This window comes from Pseudomonas sp. LAP_36 (assembly GCF_019456785.1).
Classification (GTDB): domain Bacteria; phylum Pseudomonadota; class Gammaproteobacteria; order Pseudomonadales; family Pseudomonadaceae; genus Aquipseudomonas; species Aquipseudomonas tritici.
This window is the reverse complement of record NZ_JAHZMS010000001.1, coordinates 929,666-947,202: the sequence shown is the minus strand read 5'-3', so window position 1 is coordinate 947,202 and position 17,537 is coordinate 929,666. Positions and strand designations below refer to the sequence as shown.

Annotated in this window: 13 protein-coding genes; 7 read left to right on the top strand and 6 right to left on the bottom strand. The window is 62.9% G+C overall.

Features of this window, described 5'->3' with window-relative positions; translation table 11 throughout:
• Positions 1–123: 123 nt before the first annotated feature.
• The gene (locus tag JBO08_RS04425) at positions 124–1,020 is read right to left on the bottom strand and encodes a LysR family transcriptional regulator (protein WP_065874884.1); all 897 of its coding nucleotides are present in this window, start codon (positions 1,018–1,020) and stop codon (positions 124–126) included.
• Between the two features lie 99 nt (positions 1,021–1,119).
• Here JBO08_RS04425 and JBO08_RS04420 point away from each other — a divergent pair, with 99 nt between their 5' ends.
• Positions 1,120–1,791 (top strand): NADPH-dependent F420 reductase, encoded by a 672-nt coding sequence (locus JBO08_RS04420; protein WP_065874883.1) that lies wholly within the window; start codon positions 1,120–1,122, stop codon positions 1,789–1,791.
• A 64-nt stretch (positions 1,792–1,855) separates the two neighbouring features.
• Here JBO08_RS04420 and mqo read toward each other — a convergent pair whose 3' ends face one another.
• Entirely contained in the window at positions 1,856–3,502 is a 1,647-nt protein-coding gene (mqo, locus tag JBO08_RS04415) for a malate dehydrogenase (quinone) (RefSeq protein ID WP_220074497.1), read from the bottom strand.
• 379 nt (positions 3,503–3,881) lie between these two features.
• Here mqo and JBO08_RS04410 point away from each other — a divergent pair, with 379 nt between their 5' ends.
• From JBO08_RS04410 to JBO08_RS04385, 6 genes are all read left to right on the top strand, one after another.
• Positions 3,882–4,454 (top strand): fimbrial protein, encoded by a 573-nt coding sequence (locus tag JBO08_RS04410; RefSeq protein WP_220074498.1) that lies wholly within the window; start codon positions 3,882–3,884, stop codon positions 4,452–4,454.
• Positions 4,455–4,519: 65 nt separating this feature from the next.
• A complete protein-coding gene (locus tag JBO08_RS04405; protein WP_065882312.1) occupies positions 4,520–5,218 on the top strand; it encodes a molecular chaperone in 699 nt (232 codons plus the stop codon).
• 40 nt (positions 5,219–5,258) lie between these two features.
• The gene (locus JBO08_RS04400) at positions 5,259–7,835 is read left to right on the top strand and encodes a fimbria/pilus outer membrane usher protein (protein ID WP_220074499.1); all 2,577 of its coding nucleotides are present in this window, start codon (positions 5,259–5,261) and stop codon (positions 7,833–7,835) included.
• 2 nt (positions 7,836–7,837) lie between these two features.
• Positions 7,838–8,731, top strand: a complete 894-nt coding sequence (locus JBO08_RS04395) for a fimbrial protein (RefSeq protein WP_258407070.1) — start codon at positions 7,838–7,840, stop codon at positions 8,729–8,731.
• A gap of 10 nt (positions 8,732–8,741) precedes the next feature.
• Positions 8,742–9,209, top strand: coding sequence for a fimbrial protein (locus JBO08_RS04390; protein ID WP_220074500.1), 468 nt, complete (start codon positions 8,742–8,744; stop codon positions 9,207–9,209).
• Positions 9,206–9,700 carry a fimbrial protein gene (locus tag JBO08_RS04385; RefSeq protein ID WP_220074501.1) on the top strand — a complete coding sequence of 165 codons (495 nt, stop codon included), beginning with the start codon at positions 9,206–9,208 and terminating at the stop codon, positions 9,698–9,700. The genes JBO08_RS04390 and JBO08_RS04385 overlap by 4 nt, the downstream gene beginning before the upstream one ends.
• Here the strand turns inward: JBO08_RS04385 and JBO08_RS04380 are convergent, their stop codons facing one another.
• The 4 genes from JBO08_RS04380 to JBO08_RS04365 form a co-directional block, all read right to left on the bottom strand.
• Positions 9,701–10,348 (bottom strand): response regulator, encoded by a 648-nt coding sequence (locus tag JBO08_RS04380; RefSeq protein WP_220074502.1) that lies wholly within the window; start codon positions 10,346–10,348, stop codon positions 9,701–9,703.
• On the bottom strand, positions 10,348–13,260 hold the full coding sequence (locus JBO08_RS04375; protein WP_220074503.1) for an ATP-binding protein: 2,913 nt from the start codon (positions 13,258–13,260) through the stop codon (positions 10,348–10,350). Before JBO08_RS04375 ends, JBO08_RS04380 begins: the two co-directional genes overlap by 1 nt.
• Before the next feature lie 125 nt (positions 13,261–13,385).
• Entirely contained in the window at positions 13,386–14,585 is a 1,200-nt protein-coding gene (locus tag JBO08_RS04370) for an EAL domain-containing protein (protein WP_220074504.1), read from the bottom strand.
• Positions 14,582–17,410: an ATP-binding protein gene (locus JBO08_RS04365; protein WP_220074505.1), complete on the bottom strand. Its 2,829-nt coding sequence runs from the start codon at positions 17,408–17,410 to the stop codon at positions 14,582–14,584. The genes JBO08_RS04370 and JBO08_RS04365 overlap by 4 nt, the downstream gene beginning before the upstream one ends.
• Positions 17,411–17,537 lie beyond the last annotated feature (127 nt).

Genomic DNA, 17,537 nt, shown 5'->3' with positions numbered 1-17,537 from the left:
TTTCCCAGCCGCTCTCCTGATCGGCCATGGGTATTTTTTAACAGGAAGTGTCTGTCAGGTTGCTGAACCTGAGGGCGTTGCGCTTATAAGCGCAGACGAAAGGTACAGTGCGCATTTATCCCCTCAAGCCGGGCCAAAACGCTGCAACACGGCCTCGACGAAACGTCGCAACTTAGCCGTACGTTGCCGATTAGCGGTGTAGACCAAATGCATCGCCCGGCTCGGCGCGTCGAAATCCGGCAGCACCCGCACCAAGTCGCCCTTCGCTAACGCCGTACGCAGGAAGTCTTGCGGACCGAGCACAATGCCGAACCCATCCAGTGCAGCCGACATCAGCGCCCTGCTTTCGTTGATCTGCAAGCGGCTGCTTACCTGCACCTTATGCGGCACCGCGCCTTCGTAAAACACCCATTCCCGATCTGCCGGACGCGACCAGAAGGCATAGCCCAGGCACTCGTGATGCTCAAGGTCTGCCGGTTTCAACGGTGTGCCGCTGGCCTTCAGGTACGCCGGCGCTGCACAGACCACCAGGCGATAGGGTGCCAGCGGCCGAGCTGTCAGGCCGGTGGTCGCCAAGGGACCGATGCGAAAGGCCGCTTCATAACCCTCCTCCACCAAGTCGACGAAACGATCCGTGAGGTGCAGGTCAATGTGCACATCCGGGTTGTCGCGCAAAAAACCGGTAATCAACGGCATCAGGCTGTAGGAGCCGAAGGTCACCGGGGCGGTGATTTTCAGCTTGCCACGCGGCGTGTCATTCATGATCTGCGCGAGAGAGTCGGCAGCCTCGGCCTCCGTCAGGATGTGCTTGCAACGCTCGTAATACGCGCTACCCAACTCCGTAAGGCTTTGCCTTCGCGTAGTGCGGTTGAGCAAGCGCGCGCCCAGGCGTTGTTCCAACGCAGTGACATGCTTGGCCACCATCTGCGCGGACATGCCCAAACGCTCGGCGGCGCGGGCGTAGGAACCCAGCTCAGCAGCCATCACAAAGGCGTTCATGCTTGATAAACGGTCCATCATTGCCCACTCCCAGTAACAACATCCACGCCATAACCGTCATTTATCGCCTGATGGTTGCCAATCATCATAGCCACTTCATACCTTCACTGGAGCAAGCACATGAAGATTGGCGTGATTGGAGCAGGTTTTATCGGGCGCGCTGTCGCGCAACTGGCATTGGCGGCCGGGCACGAAGTGATGTTGAGCAATTCCCGCGGCCCACAGACCATGAGCAGTGTGTTGAGCGGCATACTGGGGGTTCAAGTGGGCAGCGCAGATGATGCCGCACAATTTGGCGATGTGGTGCTCGTGGCGATTCCCCTGGAGCATTACCGCAGTGTGCCTGCGCAGTGGCTGGAGGGTAAAACGGTGATGGACGCCAACAATTACTATCCCAACCGCGATGGGCATATCCCGGCACTGGACCGTTTTGAAACCACCACCAGCCGGCTGCTTGCTGACCATTTGCCGCATTCACACGTGGTGAAAGTGTTCAACGCGATCTTCGCGCCAGACCTGACGCAGGATGCCCGCCCTCACGGCGCACCTGACCGTCGCGCACTGCCGGTGGCAGCAGATGACGCGACGGCCAAGGCACGCGTGATCACGTTGCTCGATGAGCTGGGTTTCGATGCCGTAGACGCAGGTGGGCTGGACGATAGCTGGCGGTTTGAGCGAGCCAAGCCGGCGTATTGCGTCCCGCTGGACCAGGCTGGATTGAAAGCAGCGTTGGCGGCGGCTGAGCGTACAGTTGAACTGCCGGCCGTTGAGCGAAACCACAGCCACGCATAAACACCCGCGCACAAAAAAGCCCGCTGACCGTTACCGGTTCAGCGGGCTTTTTCTTAGCCGTTACTTACAGCGCCAGGTCAGACGCTGGCTTGCTCGGCTCAGCCGCAGGCTTGGCAGCCTCGGTCGCCTTTGGAGCAGCCGCTTGCGGAATCACAGGCGGTGTAGGCAGCTGCAGGACGCCGGCAGTGTAGGCCCATTCCTTGGCAACCGCTTCTGGGCTGTCGTTCAGCTTGGTGCCGTAGCTCGGTACGATCTGGTGCAGTTTGGCCTGCCACTCAGGGGTCGCTACCTTATCCTTGAACACTTTTTGCAGCACGGTCAGCATGATCGGAGCCGCGGTCGACGCGCCTGGCGATGCACCCAACAGGCCTGCGATGGTGTTGTCGGCGGAGCTGACCACTTCGGTACCGAGTTTCAGGACGCCGCCCTGCTCTTCGTCACGCTTGATGATCTGCACGCGCTGACCGGCCTGCCACAGGCGCCAGTCGGATTGCTTGGCGTTCGGGAAGTACTCTTGCAATGCCTTGAAGCGGTCGTCATCCGACAGCATCAGTTGACCAGCGAGGTACTCGACCAGTGGGTATTCACGAATACCGACTTTGGTCATTGGCCAGATGTTGTGGGTGGTGGTGCTGGTCAGCAGGTCCAGGTACGAGCCTTCTTTGAGGAACTTGGTGGAGAAGGTCGCGAATGGGCCAAACAGGATTACGCGCTTGCCATCCAGCACACGGGTGTCCAAGTGCGGAACGGACATCGGTGGCGCGCCAACCGAAGCCTTACCGTAGGCCTTGGCCAAGTGCTGCTCGGCAACCGTTGGGTTATCGGTCACCAGGAACGAGCCGCCCACAGGGAAACCGGCGTATTCCTTGGCTTCCGGGATGCCGGATTTTTGCAGCAGGTGCAGTGCACCGCCGCCAGCGCCGATGAACACGAACTTGGCGTCGGTTTCAGTCTTGGTGCCGTCTTTCAGGTTTTTGTAGCTCACACGCCACGAACCGTCGGCGTTCTTGGTGATGTCCTGCACTTCGCTCGACAGTTTCAGGTCGAACTTAGGGGTGGTTTGCAGGTGAGCGACGAACTGGCGGGTGATCTCGCCGAAGTTCATGTCAGTACCCAGCGGGCTCCAGGTGGCCGCGATTTTCTGGTTCGGGTCACGCCCTTCCATCATCAACGGAACCCACTTGGCGATCTGCGCCGGGTCTTCGGAGTACTGCATACCGGCGAACAGCGGGCTCGCTTGCAGGGCTTCGTAGCGTTTTTTGAGGAACTTGATGTTGTCATCGCCCCACACAAAGCTCATGTGCGGTGTAGAGTTGATGAACGAACGCGGGTTCTTCAGCACGCCCTGGCGAACCTGCCACGACCAGAACTGACGGGAGATCTGGAACGCTTCGTTGATCTCGACCGCTTTCGGGATCTCAACGTTGCCGTTCTTGTCTTCCGGGGTGTAGTTCAGCTCAGCCAGGGCCGAGTGACCGGTACCGGCGTTGTTCCAGCCGTTGGAGCTTTCTTCGGCAACGCCGTCGAGGCGCTCGACCATCTCCATCGACCAGCCTGGCTCCAGCTCATTGAGCCATACACCCAGGGTCGCACTCATGATGCCGCCGCCGATCAGCAGCACATCGACTTTCTTTGCCTCTTCCGCGTGAACGGACGTGATCCCCATCGACAAAGCCAGCCCCAGCAGGGCAGTGTTTACTTTTTTAAACATCAGTAGCACCTATGATAAAACGCCATCCGCCCCACCGCCCCTGACTCTCAAGGCCGCAGGGTGGGCACACAAGACCGACGTATCGACCTCACTTTTATGTCCCTTCTGCGCTGACTTCTTATCATTATTGGCTTCAGCTACCTGGGTGCCAGCGACCCGCAGGGACGTATACGGATGTACGTACCAGAGAGAGACTAGTCCAAGATGGCGCGCAGAATATCACGCCCTGCGGCGGATATGGACTCACCGGTCGCGCGGCCATCACTTCGCCAGTTTTTAAGATCCGTCTCATGTGCCTCTAAATCACAGCATTGCACTATGGATTGGCTTACCTGACGGGTAGGCAGACAACTTTCCATCTCTTGAAAGAGGCACTGCAATGCTGAACAAACTGAGCCAACTCACCCTCGCCTGCGGCGCTTGCTGGTTGCTGGCCGGCACCGCACAGGCAGCGGACGGGCAGATCGAATTCACCGGTTCGGTCACCGACAACGCCTGCACCATCACCACCGGCGACGTGAACAAGTCCGTGACCCTGGACGCAGTGCGCATCGCTGACTTCCAGCCGACCGTCGGTTCCACCGCCAAGGCGAAAAAATTCACCATCAGCCTGGACAACTGCAGCTTCGCGACCAAGAAAAACGTCGCGATCACTTTCAGCGGCCAGCAAGACGCCAACGACTCCACCCTGCTCGGCCTGACCGGCGAAAACCAGGTCAAGGGTATCGCGATCCAGATCGCCGACGCGCGGGACGGCAAAAAGCTGCCACTGAACACGCCGACCGCCGATTACGACCTGCGTGCCCAGTCCAACACCTTTGACTTCACCGCTGCTTACGTGCGCACCGTCGCCGACACCACCACCGGTGAAGGCGACGACGCTGTGACCACCTCCGGCATCGGTACCGGTCAGGTGCACGCGCTGGCCAGCTTCGACGTTACCTACAAGTAATTGCTCGTCAACACCGTGGGCCAGGCGTTTGCGCGCAGGCCCGCGGGCTTCCGGAGTTCCCTGTCATGCGTTTGAAAGTCTGTTTCCTGCTCGCCCTGCTGCCGCTCTGGCACAGCACGGCAGCCAACGCCGCCGTCACCGTCGGCGCCACGCGGCTGATCTACGACGGCGCGGCCAATGAAGCCAACCTGACCGTCAGCAACCGCGAAGACACCTCACCCTACCTCGTGCAGTCCTGGGTCAGCCGCTTCGGCAGTGGCAACGAGGACAGCGTCGATAACTTTATCGTCACGCCGCCGCTGTTCCGCCTGGATGCCAACAAGGAAAACATCCTGCGCGTGATCTTTACCGGTGGCCCCGAAGTGCCCCAGGACCGCGAAAGCCTGTACCTGATGAACGTCAAGGCGATCCCGGCCATGAGCGATGACCAGAAAGGCAAGAACGTGCTGCAGATCGCGCTCAAGACCACCATCAAACTGTTTTACCGCCCGGCCGGCGTCAAAGGCTCGCTCAAGGACGCAGTGGCGCAAGTGAACTGGAAGGCCCAAGCGGGTGCATTGGCCTTCAATAACGCCTCCAAGCTGCACGTGGTGGTCAGCGAACTGAAGCTCAACGGCCTGCCGATCACCCAGGCGCCGGATGTGCTACGCCCAGGCGAAGCCCGTGAGCTGCCGATCCAGGCCAAGGCTGGCGATGAAGTGTCGCTCAGCTACATCGACGACTACGGCAGCACCGTGGACGCACCGGTCATCCGCATCCACTAAGACCCCGCGCCAACCCGGCAACACCTTTGCAGGAACGCCCATGCCCCGTTCATTCCCATTCATGCGCTGCCGCGCCATGAAGGCTTTCGGCTGCCCGCTCGTGGCCGCCGCAGCCTTGCACCTGGCCCCCGCACACGCCGGCTACGAGTTCGATGCGTCGTTCCTCGAGATCGGCGGCGGGCAGAGTTCGGCAGCCGTGAAACAACAAGTCAGCGCCATGAGCGACGGCCAGTTACCGGGGATTTATCGGGTGGATGTGGTGCTCAACGAGCGCTCGGTGGAGCAGCGTGATGTGCGCTTTATCCGCGCCATCGGCAGTCAGGAACGCTCGAGCACCGGCCTGTTCCCGTGCCTGGATGTCGAGTTTTTCCGCGCCCAGGGCGTGGCCGCCACCGCCCTGCAAAACCGCAGCGACGCCGACCCCACCTGCATTGCGTTCGACCAGGGCCTGGCCGGCGTGAGCTACGACTACGACTTCAACCGCCAGATCCTGTCGATTGAAATCCCCCAGGCCTACCTGGGCAGCATCCCGTTTGAAGTGCGCCGTCGGCAATGGAGCAATGGCGAACAGGTGGCGTTCACCAACTACAGCTTTACCGGCAGCACCGTGGAGTCCGACGCCGGTCGCCGCCAGGACCAGTTCGGCAGCCTGCGCAGCGGCATCAATGCCGGGGCCTGGCGCCTGCGCAATTTTTCCACCTGGCAAAAAGGCAGCACCACGCCCGGGCGCTGGGAGTCGCTGGAAACCTACGCCCAGCGCGACATGGGCAACATGATGGCGATCGCCACCCTGGGTGACTCCACCACCGAAGGCGACCTGTTTGACGCCATCCCCTATCGCGGGCTGGGCATCGCCTCGGACCTGGACATGCTGCCCGACCAGGCCCGCGAATTCGCCCCGGTGATTCGCGGTATTGCCAATGGCCGCTCGCGGGTGATCATCCGCCAGCGCGGTTATGTGATCCATGAACAATGGGTGCCGTCGGGGCCCTTCGCCTTGACCGACCTGTACCCCACCGCCAGCAACGGCGACATCGAAGTCACGGTGGAAGGCCCGGACGGCCAGCGCCAGGTCTACACCCAGTCGTTTTCGTCGGTGCCCTACATGCTGCGCGAAGGCCAGCAAAGTTACTCGGTGTTCGCCGGCCAGTACCGCCCGGCGCAATCGTCCTTTGTGCAGCAAACCCCGACATTTATCCAGGCCTCCCTGCGCCGTGGCTTGAGCGGCAGCACCACGTTGTTTGGCGGCAGCCTGCTGAGTGATCAATACAACGCCGGCCTGCTGGGCTTTGCCCATGACTTTGCCGGCTTTGGCGCGATCTCGGTGGACGTGACCCACGCCCGCAGCGATGGCATGGGCCGGGGAAAAACCACCTCCAGCGGCCAGTCGTTCCGTTTTCGCTACTCCAAGTCGCTGGCGGCCACCGACACTAATTTCAGCCTGATCGGCTACCGCTACTCCACCGGCGGCTACTACTCGTTCAACGAAGCGCTGAACAGCCGCAGCACCGAGCAAAGCCTGGACACGTACCGCAGCGGCCACATGAAAAGCAACTTCACCGCCAACGTGTCGCAGCAATTGGGCGGCTACGGCGGGGTGTACGCCAACGTGTCGAAAACCGCCTACTGGGACAAGAGCAAGGCCGACACCTCGATCCAGCTGGGTTACAGCGCGAGCGTCGGCGACATTTCCTACTCCCTCGGGCTGGCCATGAGCAAAGGCGCCAACACCGACGATCGCAGCCTGTCCCTGAGCATCAGCATGCCCCTGGGCGGCACGCGCAGCCAGCGGGTCACCGCCAACATGAACCAAAGCGCGCGCGGCGCGGCGTCACACACCGCGACCCTCAGCGGCAACGCGTTTGAAGACGACACCCTGGCCTACAGCGCGGGTGTGTCACAGCAAGTCAACGGCGCCCAACGCCAGGCGGGCGGCACGTTCGCCGCCCAATACGACGCGCCGAGTGCGATTGTGCGCGGCGCCTACAACGAGTCCACCGGCAGCCGCCAACTGGACCTGGGCGTGGAAGGTTCGGTGGTGGCGTACGGCAGCAACCTGATGTTCAGCCAGCCACTGGGCGAAACCAATGTGATCGTCGCCACGCCGGGGGCCGCCGACGTGGCGGTCACTAACAAGCGCGGGGTGCGCACCAATGCCAATGGCTACACGGTGGTGCCGTCCGCCCTGCCCTATCGCAAGAACCGTGTGTCGCTGGACACCCAGTCGATGTCCGCCGACGTCGACATCGCCGAGCCGGTGCAGGACGTCACGCCCAATCGCGGCGCCTTCGTGCTGGCGGACTTCGACACCCGGCGCGGCAAACGCATTCTGTTCCGCATCCGCGACACCCAAGGCGAAGCCGCGCCCTTCGCCGCCCGCGCCGAACTCTTCGCGGCAGACGGCCGTTCGCTGGGCAAAACCCTGGTGGCGGACAAGGGCCGCGCGTTCCTGACCGGCGTGCCGCCCGAGGCACGCCTGTTGATCAGCGTGGACGGGCAACCGTGGTGCAGCCGCGAATTGAAACTGCAAGACGACGGTCCTGCCGAGGGTGGGATTACTCAACTGAACATTCAATGTGAGCGCGCGGCCGGTGAGTCGAGCGCCAAGGATTCGTGATCATGAACATACGCAACCGCATGACGCTGGCGCTGTGGGCCGGCGTGCTGTGCTGCCTGTCGTTCCAGGCGCAGGCGCTGATCGGCGGCAACGTCGAGTGCGGAACGCCGGGCTACCCGACCTATGGCTACCGTTTCCAGCCGGGCGAAGCGATCAATATCGAGTACAGCGGCACATGCACGATTCGTCGTGCCTTTCCCTATGCAGCAGGCGTGAACACCAGCATCACCTACGGAACCGGTTACAACCATGCCGCCCTGCAGTTTGTAGACCCCTCCAGTTGGACCGTTATGCCGCTACTTGATATTGGCCAATTCAGTGGTATCTGCCTGGGGGGTACGTGCCAGCGATTGCCCATCAACACGGTGGTGCGCTACCGCTACAACCTGGTGGGCACCGCGCCCAGAACCACCGGCACACGCAATGTGCAGGTACGCATTGGCGTGACCTCCCTTAACTACCTGGCATGGGCCGAGTGGTTCCTGGATATGCCTTTTATATACACCGTCTACACGCCGGCGTGCACGCTGAGCTCGCCCAGTGCCGTCAACCTGCGCTTCGGCACCATCAGCAACGCCGACCTCAGCAGCCAAGTGCAATCCACCACGGTGTCGGTCACGTGTGCAACCGCCGTGCAAGCCACGGCCACCCTGAGGCCGAGCCAGGCAGTGGTCAGCGCCACCACCGGGGTATCGCGCACCACGCTGGCCGGCCTGAACATGCAGGCGATCTGGACCGACTCCTACAACCCGGTGAATTTCAGCAGTGTGCGCAACCTGCAACTGAGGACCGGCAGCAACAACGTCAATCTCAGTTTCAAACCGCAACCGGTCGCCGGCCAGTCGCCCACCGGTGCCTTCCAGAGCCAATACACCCTGACCATCGATTACCGCTGAGGCCCTTGCCATGAAAACTTCGCTGTTCGCCCTGGCGCTGCTCAGCGCCACCGCCCAGGCCGCCGATACGGTAAATATCACCGTCAGCGGCACCCTCACCCGCCCACCCTGTGTGCTGAACACCGGCACCACCCTCACCGCTGCGTTCGGCAATGTGCGCACCGACCAAGTGGCGGCCACCGAAACCGTCGCGTTGCCGGTACGCATGACGTGCCCGGCAGGTTCATCGCTTAACGTCAGCTTCACCGCCAACAACGGCACCTACACCGCCACCGTGGCCAAGACCACCGCCGACAACCTCGGCGTCTCGTTACTCTGGGCGGACGACACGGCGGCGAGCCTCAACGGCACCACCAAGACGTACAGCAACCTCAACGGCGACGTGGATATCAGCCTCAAGGCGCAACTGGTCGAACGCGGCACGCTGGCGCCCGGCGCGTTCACCTCATCGATGGTCATGACCCTCAATTACCTATGAAAGCGCTCACTTGGATACTGCTGGCGGTGGCCGGCACCGCCCTCGCGCAAGCGGCGGATGAAGCGCAGATCGACGTCAGCGGCAAGCTGATCGCACCGCCCTGCACCGCGAGATTTCCGAGTACGCAACAGGTGGACCTGGGTAAGGTCAACCTCAGCCAGTTGGCCGACGACAGCGCCGTCGTCACCGACGTGCCGCTGGTCTTCGACTGTCAGGCGGGCGTCCAGGTCGAGCTGAGTTTGTCGGCGAACATGGGCCGGGCTATCACCGTCAACCCGGTGTTGCTCACCACTCTCCCATCCCTGGGGTTGCAGGTGCAATTGCGTGACAAGACCGACAAGCCGGGCATCGGCCTGGGCCAAACCGGCACCTGGCCGGTAGAAGACGAACCGTTGGCGCTGACCCTTCGCGTCAAGCCCGTGTCCCTGGGCGAGCTGCCCGAAGCGGGCGGCTACAAAGCCACCCTGTTGATGCAGATGACGTACCGCTGATTACTGAAACTGCCGGGCCTCGATGCAATAGGTCAGCAACGCCTGATCACTGTCCACCTCCAGCTTGCGCATGGCCGAGATTTTCTGCGCGCTGACGGTCTTGTTGCTGCGGCTCAACTGCCGCGCAATGTCGCTGACGCTCATGCCCGTCACAAATAAACGCAGCACTTCCATCTCCCGCGGCGACAGGCTCTGGAAGCGCTCCTGCACCTGGGTCGCATTGGCCACCACCGAGGTCGCGGCGGGCTCCGGTGCGCGGTAACTGCGCTGGGCACTGATCGCGCCGAGGGCTTTTTCGATCTCGCCGTGCAGGTGGTTTTTCTGGATCACGCCCGCCACGCCCAGCTCCTGCAAGCGGGTGAGGATCAGGCTGTTGGAAATCATGGTCAGCACCAGCACCTGGGTCTCGGGGAAGTGGCGCAGGATGTACTCGATCAGCTTCAGGCCATCGCCGTAGGTGTCGTCGCCGGGCATGTTGAAATCGGTGATCAACACTTGCGGGCGATGGCTGCGCAGTTGTTCGATCAATTGGCTGGAACTGACCGCCTCGCCCACCAGGGTATAGCGCGCATCGCGCTGCACGATCTCGCGCACGCCCACCAGCACGATCGGGTGGTCATCGGCGATGACGACGTTCACTTCTCGCATTATTTGTCTTCCTTGTGAGCGGTTGACTCTGCCACCAGGCACTGCGCCACCGCCGTCAGGCGTGCGCACAACACGCGGATCTGCGCAGTGGCGTGGCTGTCGAGGGGGCCGTCGTACAGTGTGTTTTCCCATTTCTGGCAGGCATTGGATAAAGCCCCGGCACGCGCGCTGGCGAGCGCGCCGTTGAGGCTGTGCAGGCGCTGGCGCACCAGGGTCGAATCGCCGGCGACCAGGCCCTGTTCGATCTGCTGCACGTCGGCCAGCAAGGTGTCGCCCATCAGTTGGCGCATGGCCGGCGACAGCTCGATCCAGCCTTCGCGGTCGCGGTCTGGCGTCGGCGCAGCCAGGGCCGTCGCGCGGCGACAGTGCGACATCAAGGCCTGGCGCAGCATGTTCATGCTCAGCGGCTTGACCACCCAGGCATTCATGCCCACCGCCAGGCAGCGCTCACCCTCTTCACGCAGGGCGTTGGCGGTGACGCCGATGATCGGCACCTGCACGCCTTGCTCGCGCAAGGCGCGGGCCAGGTCGTAGCCGTTGAGGCGCGGCATGTTGATGTCGGTGATCACCAGGTCGAACGGCTGCGAACCCCAGATCTGCAACGCATGCTCGCCGTCCCGCGCCACGGTGGCCTGGGCGCCGAGGGCTTCGAGCTGCTCCTGCAACACGGCCTGGCTGACCGGGTTGTCTTCGGCCACCAGCACACGCACATTCAGGCACGGCGCATCCAGGCAAGGTTCTGCCAGCATCGGGCCGGCGACCGACTCGGCGCTGCTGAGGATCGGCAAGGTGATAAACAACGAGAAACTGCTGCCCAGGCCTGGCTCACTGACCACACGCATGGTGCCGCCCATCAATTCGCTCAGGCGCGAACAGATCGACAAGCCCAGGCCCGCGCCATTACCGTCCTGGCCGCCCGCCACTTGATAGAAGGGTTTGAACAACTGGTCCAGGGCCTTCTCCGGAATGCCCACGCCGGTGTCGGTGACCTGCCATTGCAGGGCCACATGGTCTTCGAGCAATTCCTGCACGGTAAGGCGCAAACGCACGCGCCCGGACTCGGTGAACTTGATCGCATTGCCCAGCAGGTTATGCAGGATCTGGCGGATGCGCCCTGCATCGCCGAGCAATTGCTGCGGCACTTGCGGGTCGATTTCCGCATCGATCTGCAAGCCTTTGTTGCGCGCGGTGGCGGTGAAGCCCAGCACCGATTCCTCGACCAATTGACGCGGGCCGAACGGCGCAGCTTCCACCGCCATTTGCCCGGACTCGATTTTCGACACGTCGAGCACGTTGCTGATCAGTTGGAACAGCACGGTGGACGAGCCCTGGATAATTTCCAGGTACTGGCGCTGGCGCTCGCTCATGTCGGTCAGGGCCATCAGCTCGAGGTTGCCCAGCACGCCGTACAGCGGCGTGCGGATCTCGTGGCTCATGGTCGCCAGGAACACCGTCTTGGCCTCGTTGGCCGCAGTGGCTTCCTGGCGGGCCAGGTCCAGCTGCAAGGTTTCATCCACGTGCCGGGTGATGTCATTGCAGCCGCAGAGGAACACGTCCTCGCCCTCGTAACGCGCGGCCACCACCACGACTTGCAGGTAGCGGCCCTGCACGGCCAGGCACATCTCGCCGGGGGTGTCCGCGCCGTCGTTGGCCCTGAGGGCCTCGACCAGTTGCGCGGTGCCGCCCAGTTGCAGGGCGCGCTGGTTTTCCAGCAGCAACTGGCAGTCGCTGCGCCGCACCACGCACAGGCCTGCCGGGGCGTTGTGGAGCATGATGCGGTTGAACGCTTCACTCTCGAACAAACGCTCCTGGGCGCGCTGGGCCGGGCTGACAATACGGGTCTTGTACCAATGGTTGATCCACCAGCCCAGCAATACCGCGGCGAGGAACGTCAGGCCCAGGCCCAGCAGCGGCCACTTGGCGTAGCGCAGGAAATCCTGATAGCTGATCGCGTACAAGCCGGTCCAATGCTCGCCGCCTTCGCTGAGCATCTTGAAGCGCAAGCCCTGGCTGTTGAAGCTCAGGCCCAGGGGCGCCATCTGTTCATCGCCGAGGCTGCCGAGCAGCACATCGCCCTGGGGCGAGATCAGGGTGAACTGGTTGTACACCGACAATTGCAGCACCCGCTCGAACTCATCGACCTGCGAGGTATCCACCACCGCCGCCAAGGTGAGCATTCCCTGCGGTTGATTGGCAGGCAGGAGGGCGGCGGGCGCATCAAGGCCGATCATCGCCACCACGCTGCGGCTGTTCTTATACAGCTGCAACGGCGCACGCACCCAACGCACGCGGCTGTCGGTGAGCAGCAGGCTTTGGCTTTGCTGCAACTGGTGCAAGCGGCTCACCACGCCACGGTACTGCTCACGCAACAAGGGCTGGTGCTGGCGCAGGCCGCCAATGCCGGGCACGGCCAGGCTGGCCTCGTCATTGGGAGTAAACACGAACAGCTGCGGCGAGGCATAAAAAGAGCTGGCCCAATAACCGCCGTAGTAGTCGCTCAACTGCACGCCAAACGCCAGCGCCCGGCGCGTGTCATCCGCCGTAAACCCGGCCGCGTGGGACAAGGTGAACGGCAACGACAAGGCAAAACCCTTGGCCTGCAACACCACTTGCCCGGCGTCGCGCTGCAACTCCACCACTTCGGTGGATTGCACGGAAGGCAGCGGTGGCGCATGGATGCGGTTGTAGCCGGTGGCCACATTGCGCAGGAACGCCTCGTGCTCATGGATGATTTCCACCACGCGGGCGAAGTGGAACGCGACCTTTTCCTGCTCGGCATCCAGCAACCGCGACACCGCCCAATAGCAACTGCTGGACAGCAACAAGGCCAGCCCGGTGAGCAGTAACAGGGCTTTGTTCAGGCGCTGGGAGCTTTGCGCCAGTTTGTCCAGGCGCAGACTTGCATGTTTCATTGTCGGTACCGGGAAAGCCTGAATCAGGACGTGGGGCCTATGCAATGATCCCGGCATTGGCCAATAACGCCCGGCATACCAGGCGACCCTTCCTTCGGGCTTCTTGACTGTGTGACCCCGGCCGCTCAGAGAAGTGCTGGCGCAGGGCCATCTTCAATCAGTAACGCACTGAATTTATCCGCCGTTACACCTTGCGAGATCAGGAAGCCTTGCACCTGGTCGCAGCGAATACGCCGCAACACCGCCAACTCCGCCTGGGTCTCGGCGCCTTCGGCAATGGTGGTCAGCCCCAGTTTGCGGCCCAGCTCGACGATGCTCTGCAACGCTGAGGCCAGGCTCTCGTTCTCGGCGCAGCCATGCACCAGCGAACGGTCGATCTTCACTTCGTTGAACGGCGTGGAGACCAGGTTGAAGTAGGAGCTGAAACCCTTGCCGAAATCGTCCTGTGCCAGGCCAAAGCCCATCATGCGCAGGCGGCATGCTCCAGCGTAGTAGTTGCTGGGCAACTGTGTGGTGGAGCTTTCCATCAACTCGAAGGTAATTTGTCGCGGCTCGGCATCGCCTTGCTGGACTTGGGCCAGCAGGCGGTCGACCAGGTCGCATTCGTCGAGCAGGTGGGTGGGCAGGTTGATCGACACCGGCAGCCGATAACCGAGTTGCGCCCACTGGGCCTGGGCGGTCAGGGTTTGGGCGAGGATGCAGGTCAACAGTCGGGTTTCCAGGCCGAGGCGCTCGATTTCACCGAGGAACTCGCCTGGCAGCAGCAGCCCTTCCACCGGGTGCACCCAGCGCGCCAAGGCTTCGGCGCCGACGATGCGCCCGTCGTGCAGGGATTTCTTGGGTTGGAACCAGGCCTGGATTTCGCCGTTGCCCAAGGCGCGCACCAGGTTCTCCCGCGCCAGGCTGAGACCGCGATGGCAGCACGGCGCGCGGGCCTGCTCGGCGAGTTTGTCGAGGCAATCGCGCAGGGTGCGCACCTGCGGCTCACGCACCGGCTTGGAGATCAGCCCGGCCACGGTCAGGCCCAGGTTCCCCGCCACCTGCCCGGCGCCGACCAGCATGCGCCGTGACGCCACGCTCATCAGCGCCAGGGCCGGCGGGGCTTGCAGGCGCGCCAGTTGCTGGATCAACTGCACGCCGTCCATCCCCGGCATCATGAGGTCGCTGAGCAACAGGTCATAGCGCTGGCGGGCCAGGCGCTGCAAGGCGCTGGCGCCGTCCCAGACCACGTCGACGTCAAAGCCGCCGATGGCCTGGAACACGTTGATCAAGTACTCATGCTGAAAGGGATGGTCCTCCACGATGAGCACGCGGTAGGCACTCACAGCACGCTCCTTTGGTAGCGCTGCAGGCATTGATACAGCGCGCGCAGGGTGAAGGGCTTGACCAGGCAATGGTCCATGCCCGCGCTGAGGCAGCGCTCGGCTTCGTCGAGCATCGCGTTGGCGGTGGCGCCGATGATCGGCAGCGCGCACCCGAGGCGACGCAGTTGCTCGGTGAGTTCGTAGCCGTTCATGCGCGGCATATTGACGTCGGTGAGGATCATGTCGAACGCGGTTTCGCCCCACAGCGACAGCGCTTCAATGCCATCACCCGCCAGCACCACACTGCAGCCGAGTTCTTCGAGTTGATCGCGCAGGATCAGCTGGTTGATCAGGTTGTCTTCAGCCACCAGCAAACGCAGGTTCAGGTTGAGCTTGGCCGGTGCTTCGCTGGGCACCTGCGACAACGCTTCCTCGACACCTTGGGCACGGCTGACCGCACGGTTAAGCGCATGCAAGTTGTTCAGGCCGATCTGCCAGCACGCGCCGGGGCCCTGGTAAACGCCATGCTCATCGGCGGCCGCCGTCACCCGTGGGCCACACCAGCGCAGCCGACGGCCGGGCTCGACCTGGCCAGGGTAAAGCTCTACCAGCACCGCGCCAGGGTCGGCCTCGACCGATTCGGGCAGGCCCAATTGCGCCCGCGCGCCCCAGCGCCGCAGCCAGCCGCCGATGCTTTCGGCCAGCTCACGCACCGGCGACACCACATAGACCCGTTCACCCAGCAGCGGCAGCGCCCAGGGCTCATGCTCATCCTCGTGGGCAGCCACCTGCTCCAGCGGCAAGGTGAAGGTAAAACTGCTGCCCAGACCCGGCTCGCTGACCACCCGCAGCGTACCGTTCATCAAGTGCACCAGGCGCTTGCAAATCGACAGCCCGAGCCCGGTGCCCGCCACCACATTGGCATTGGCGCTGGCCTGGAAGAACGGTTCAAACAGGTACTGCTGGTCCTGCGCCGCAATGCCCTTGCCGGTGTCGACCACTTGCCACTGCAACATCGCGCGCTCGCCTTCGCGGCTCTCCAGGCGTAAGCGCAATACGATCCGCCCGCTCTCGGTGAACTTCAGCGCGTTGTTGAGCAGGTTGTTGAGGATCTGGCGGATACGCGTGACATCGCCGCGCACGCGGTCGGGCAATTGCGGGTCAAGGCAGGCGAACAGCTGCAAACCCTTGCTCTGCGCAGCGCCGGCGTAGCCCTGAACCACTTCCTGCACCAGCTCCAGCGGCGAAAACACGTTGAGCTCCAGGGAGAGTTGCCCCGCCTCGATCTTGGACACATCCAGCACATCGCAGATCAGTTGCAGCAGGTTGGCCGACGAACCCTCGATGGCATTCAGGTAGCCGCGCTGCTGGCTGTTGAGGTCGGTGCGCGTGAGCAATTCCAGGGTACCGAGCACGCCGTAGAGGGGCGTGCGGATTTCATGGCTCATGGTCGCCAGGAACAGTGTCTTGGCCTCATTGGCCGCGTCCGCCAGCGTGCGCGCCTGCTGCAGCGCCAGCTCCACCTGCTTGCGCTCGCTGATGTCGCTGAACGCGCAGATCAGAACTTCCTCACGCTGGTAACGGGTGGGCGCGAAACTCAGGAACAGGTGGCGTCCGTCGGCCATTTGCAGCTCGTCGGTGCTGCTTTGTTCGGCGTCATCAAACGCGCGACGAATCCAATCGTGGCACAGCTGCTGACGCTCATGCCCATTGCCCAGCCACTGGCGCGACAAGGGATTCTCCAGCACCACCGCGCCGTCACTGCGGCGCAGCACGCACAGGGCGACCGGCGCGATACGGATGACCGCGCTGCTGAACGCCTCGCTTTCCACCAGTGCTTCGATACGAAGCGCGGCCGGGATGATCAGGCGCTGATCGATGCGCCGCACCAAGCGCAGCATCAACACACTGGCCAGTGCGCACAACAGCAGGCACACCAGCAACGGCAGCGCCAGGCTGGGCAACAGCGAGCGCAACTCCAGGCTGTAGACGATCTGCCACTGGGAATACCCCAGGTGCTTGCGGATAGCCAGGCGGTCCGGCAACCAGCGACTGCCCTCCCAGCCGAAACTGGCCGTGGCGTGATACTGGCGCAGCGCCTGCGCGGCGGCCGGCTGATGCGGCGCGCTGCTGAAAATCAACTGGCCGGCGCTGTCGAGCAACATGAAGTCGCCGGCTTTTTCGTGCTGCAAGGCATTGATCAGGTCGGGCGCGTCGACCTCCAGGCCAAGCCAACCCGAGGTGGGGCTGCGCTCATCGAGCCGGGTGAAGATATACAGCGGCGAATCCAGGCGGCTCTGTTCGGTCAGCCACAGTTCGTCACTGACCGAGACGTTGCCCGTGTCCACCGCAATCAACCGGTGCAACACCGACTCCGGCACCGCCGCCGGCTCAGTCCCCACGGTATACAAGCGCTCCACCGCAGGCTGCGCGCGTTGGGGCACGTAGATCAGGTTGACCCGGTTGGCCTCCAGGTAATCGAGCGTGCGCTTGGTCAGCCACAGGCTCCAGATGTTGCCCGCCTCGCCCAGGGTGATGTGCACTTCTTCGGTCGGCACCTGATTGAGGTTGCCGACCGGTGGCGCGATATGGCGCACCGTCGACAGGCCCAGGGTTTTAAGCAGTGTCTGGCGGCTGACAAAAAAACACTGCGCATCGGAAACCGCCTCATTCATGTAACTGCGCCGCAGCGAGATCTCCTCGCTGAACGCCGCGCGCAGATAACTGTAGGCACCCGCGTACACGCCGAGCACCAGCGCCAGCGCGAACAGGCGCAGCAGCTTGCGGGCAGCCTTGGGCGTCGAGAACGACGAGTCGAGGGGTTGCAGGAAATGTTTGAGTTTCATCGCCGCAAGGGTAAAGAGCCCATGGGGCCAGTTGAATGAGACGAATCTCAAAGGCCGCGGCCCTACGCGCATTGAACTCTGGGGCAAATGGCTGTTCTAGACACCTTCGCCGCGACTTGCGTAGCAT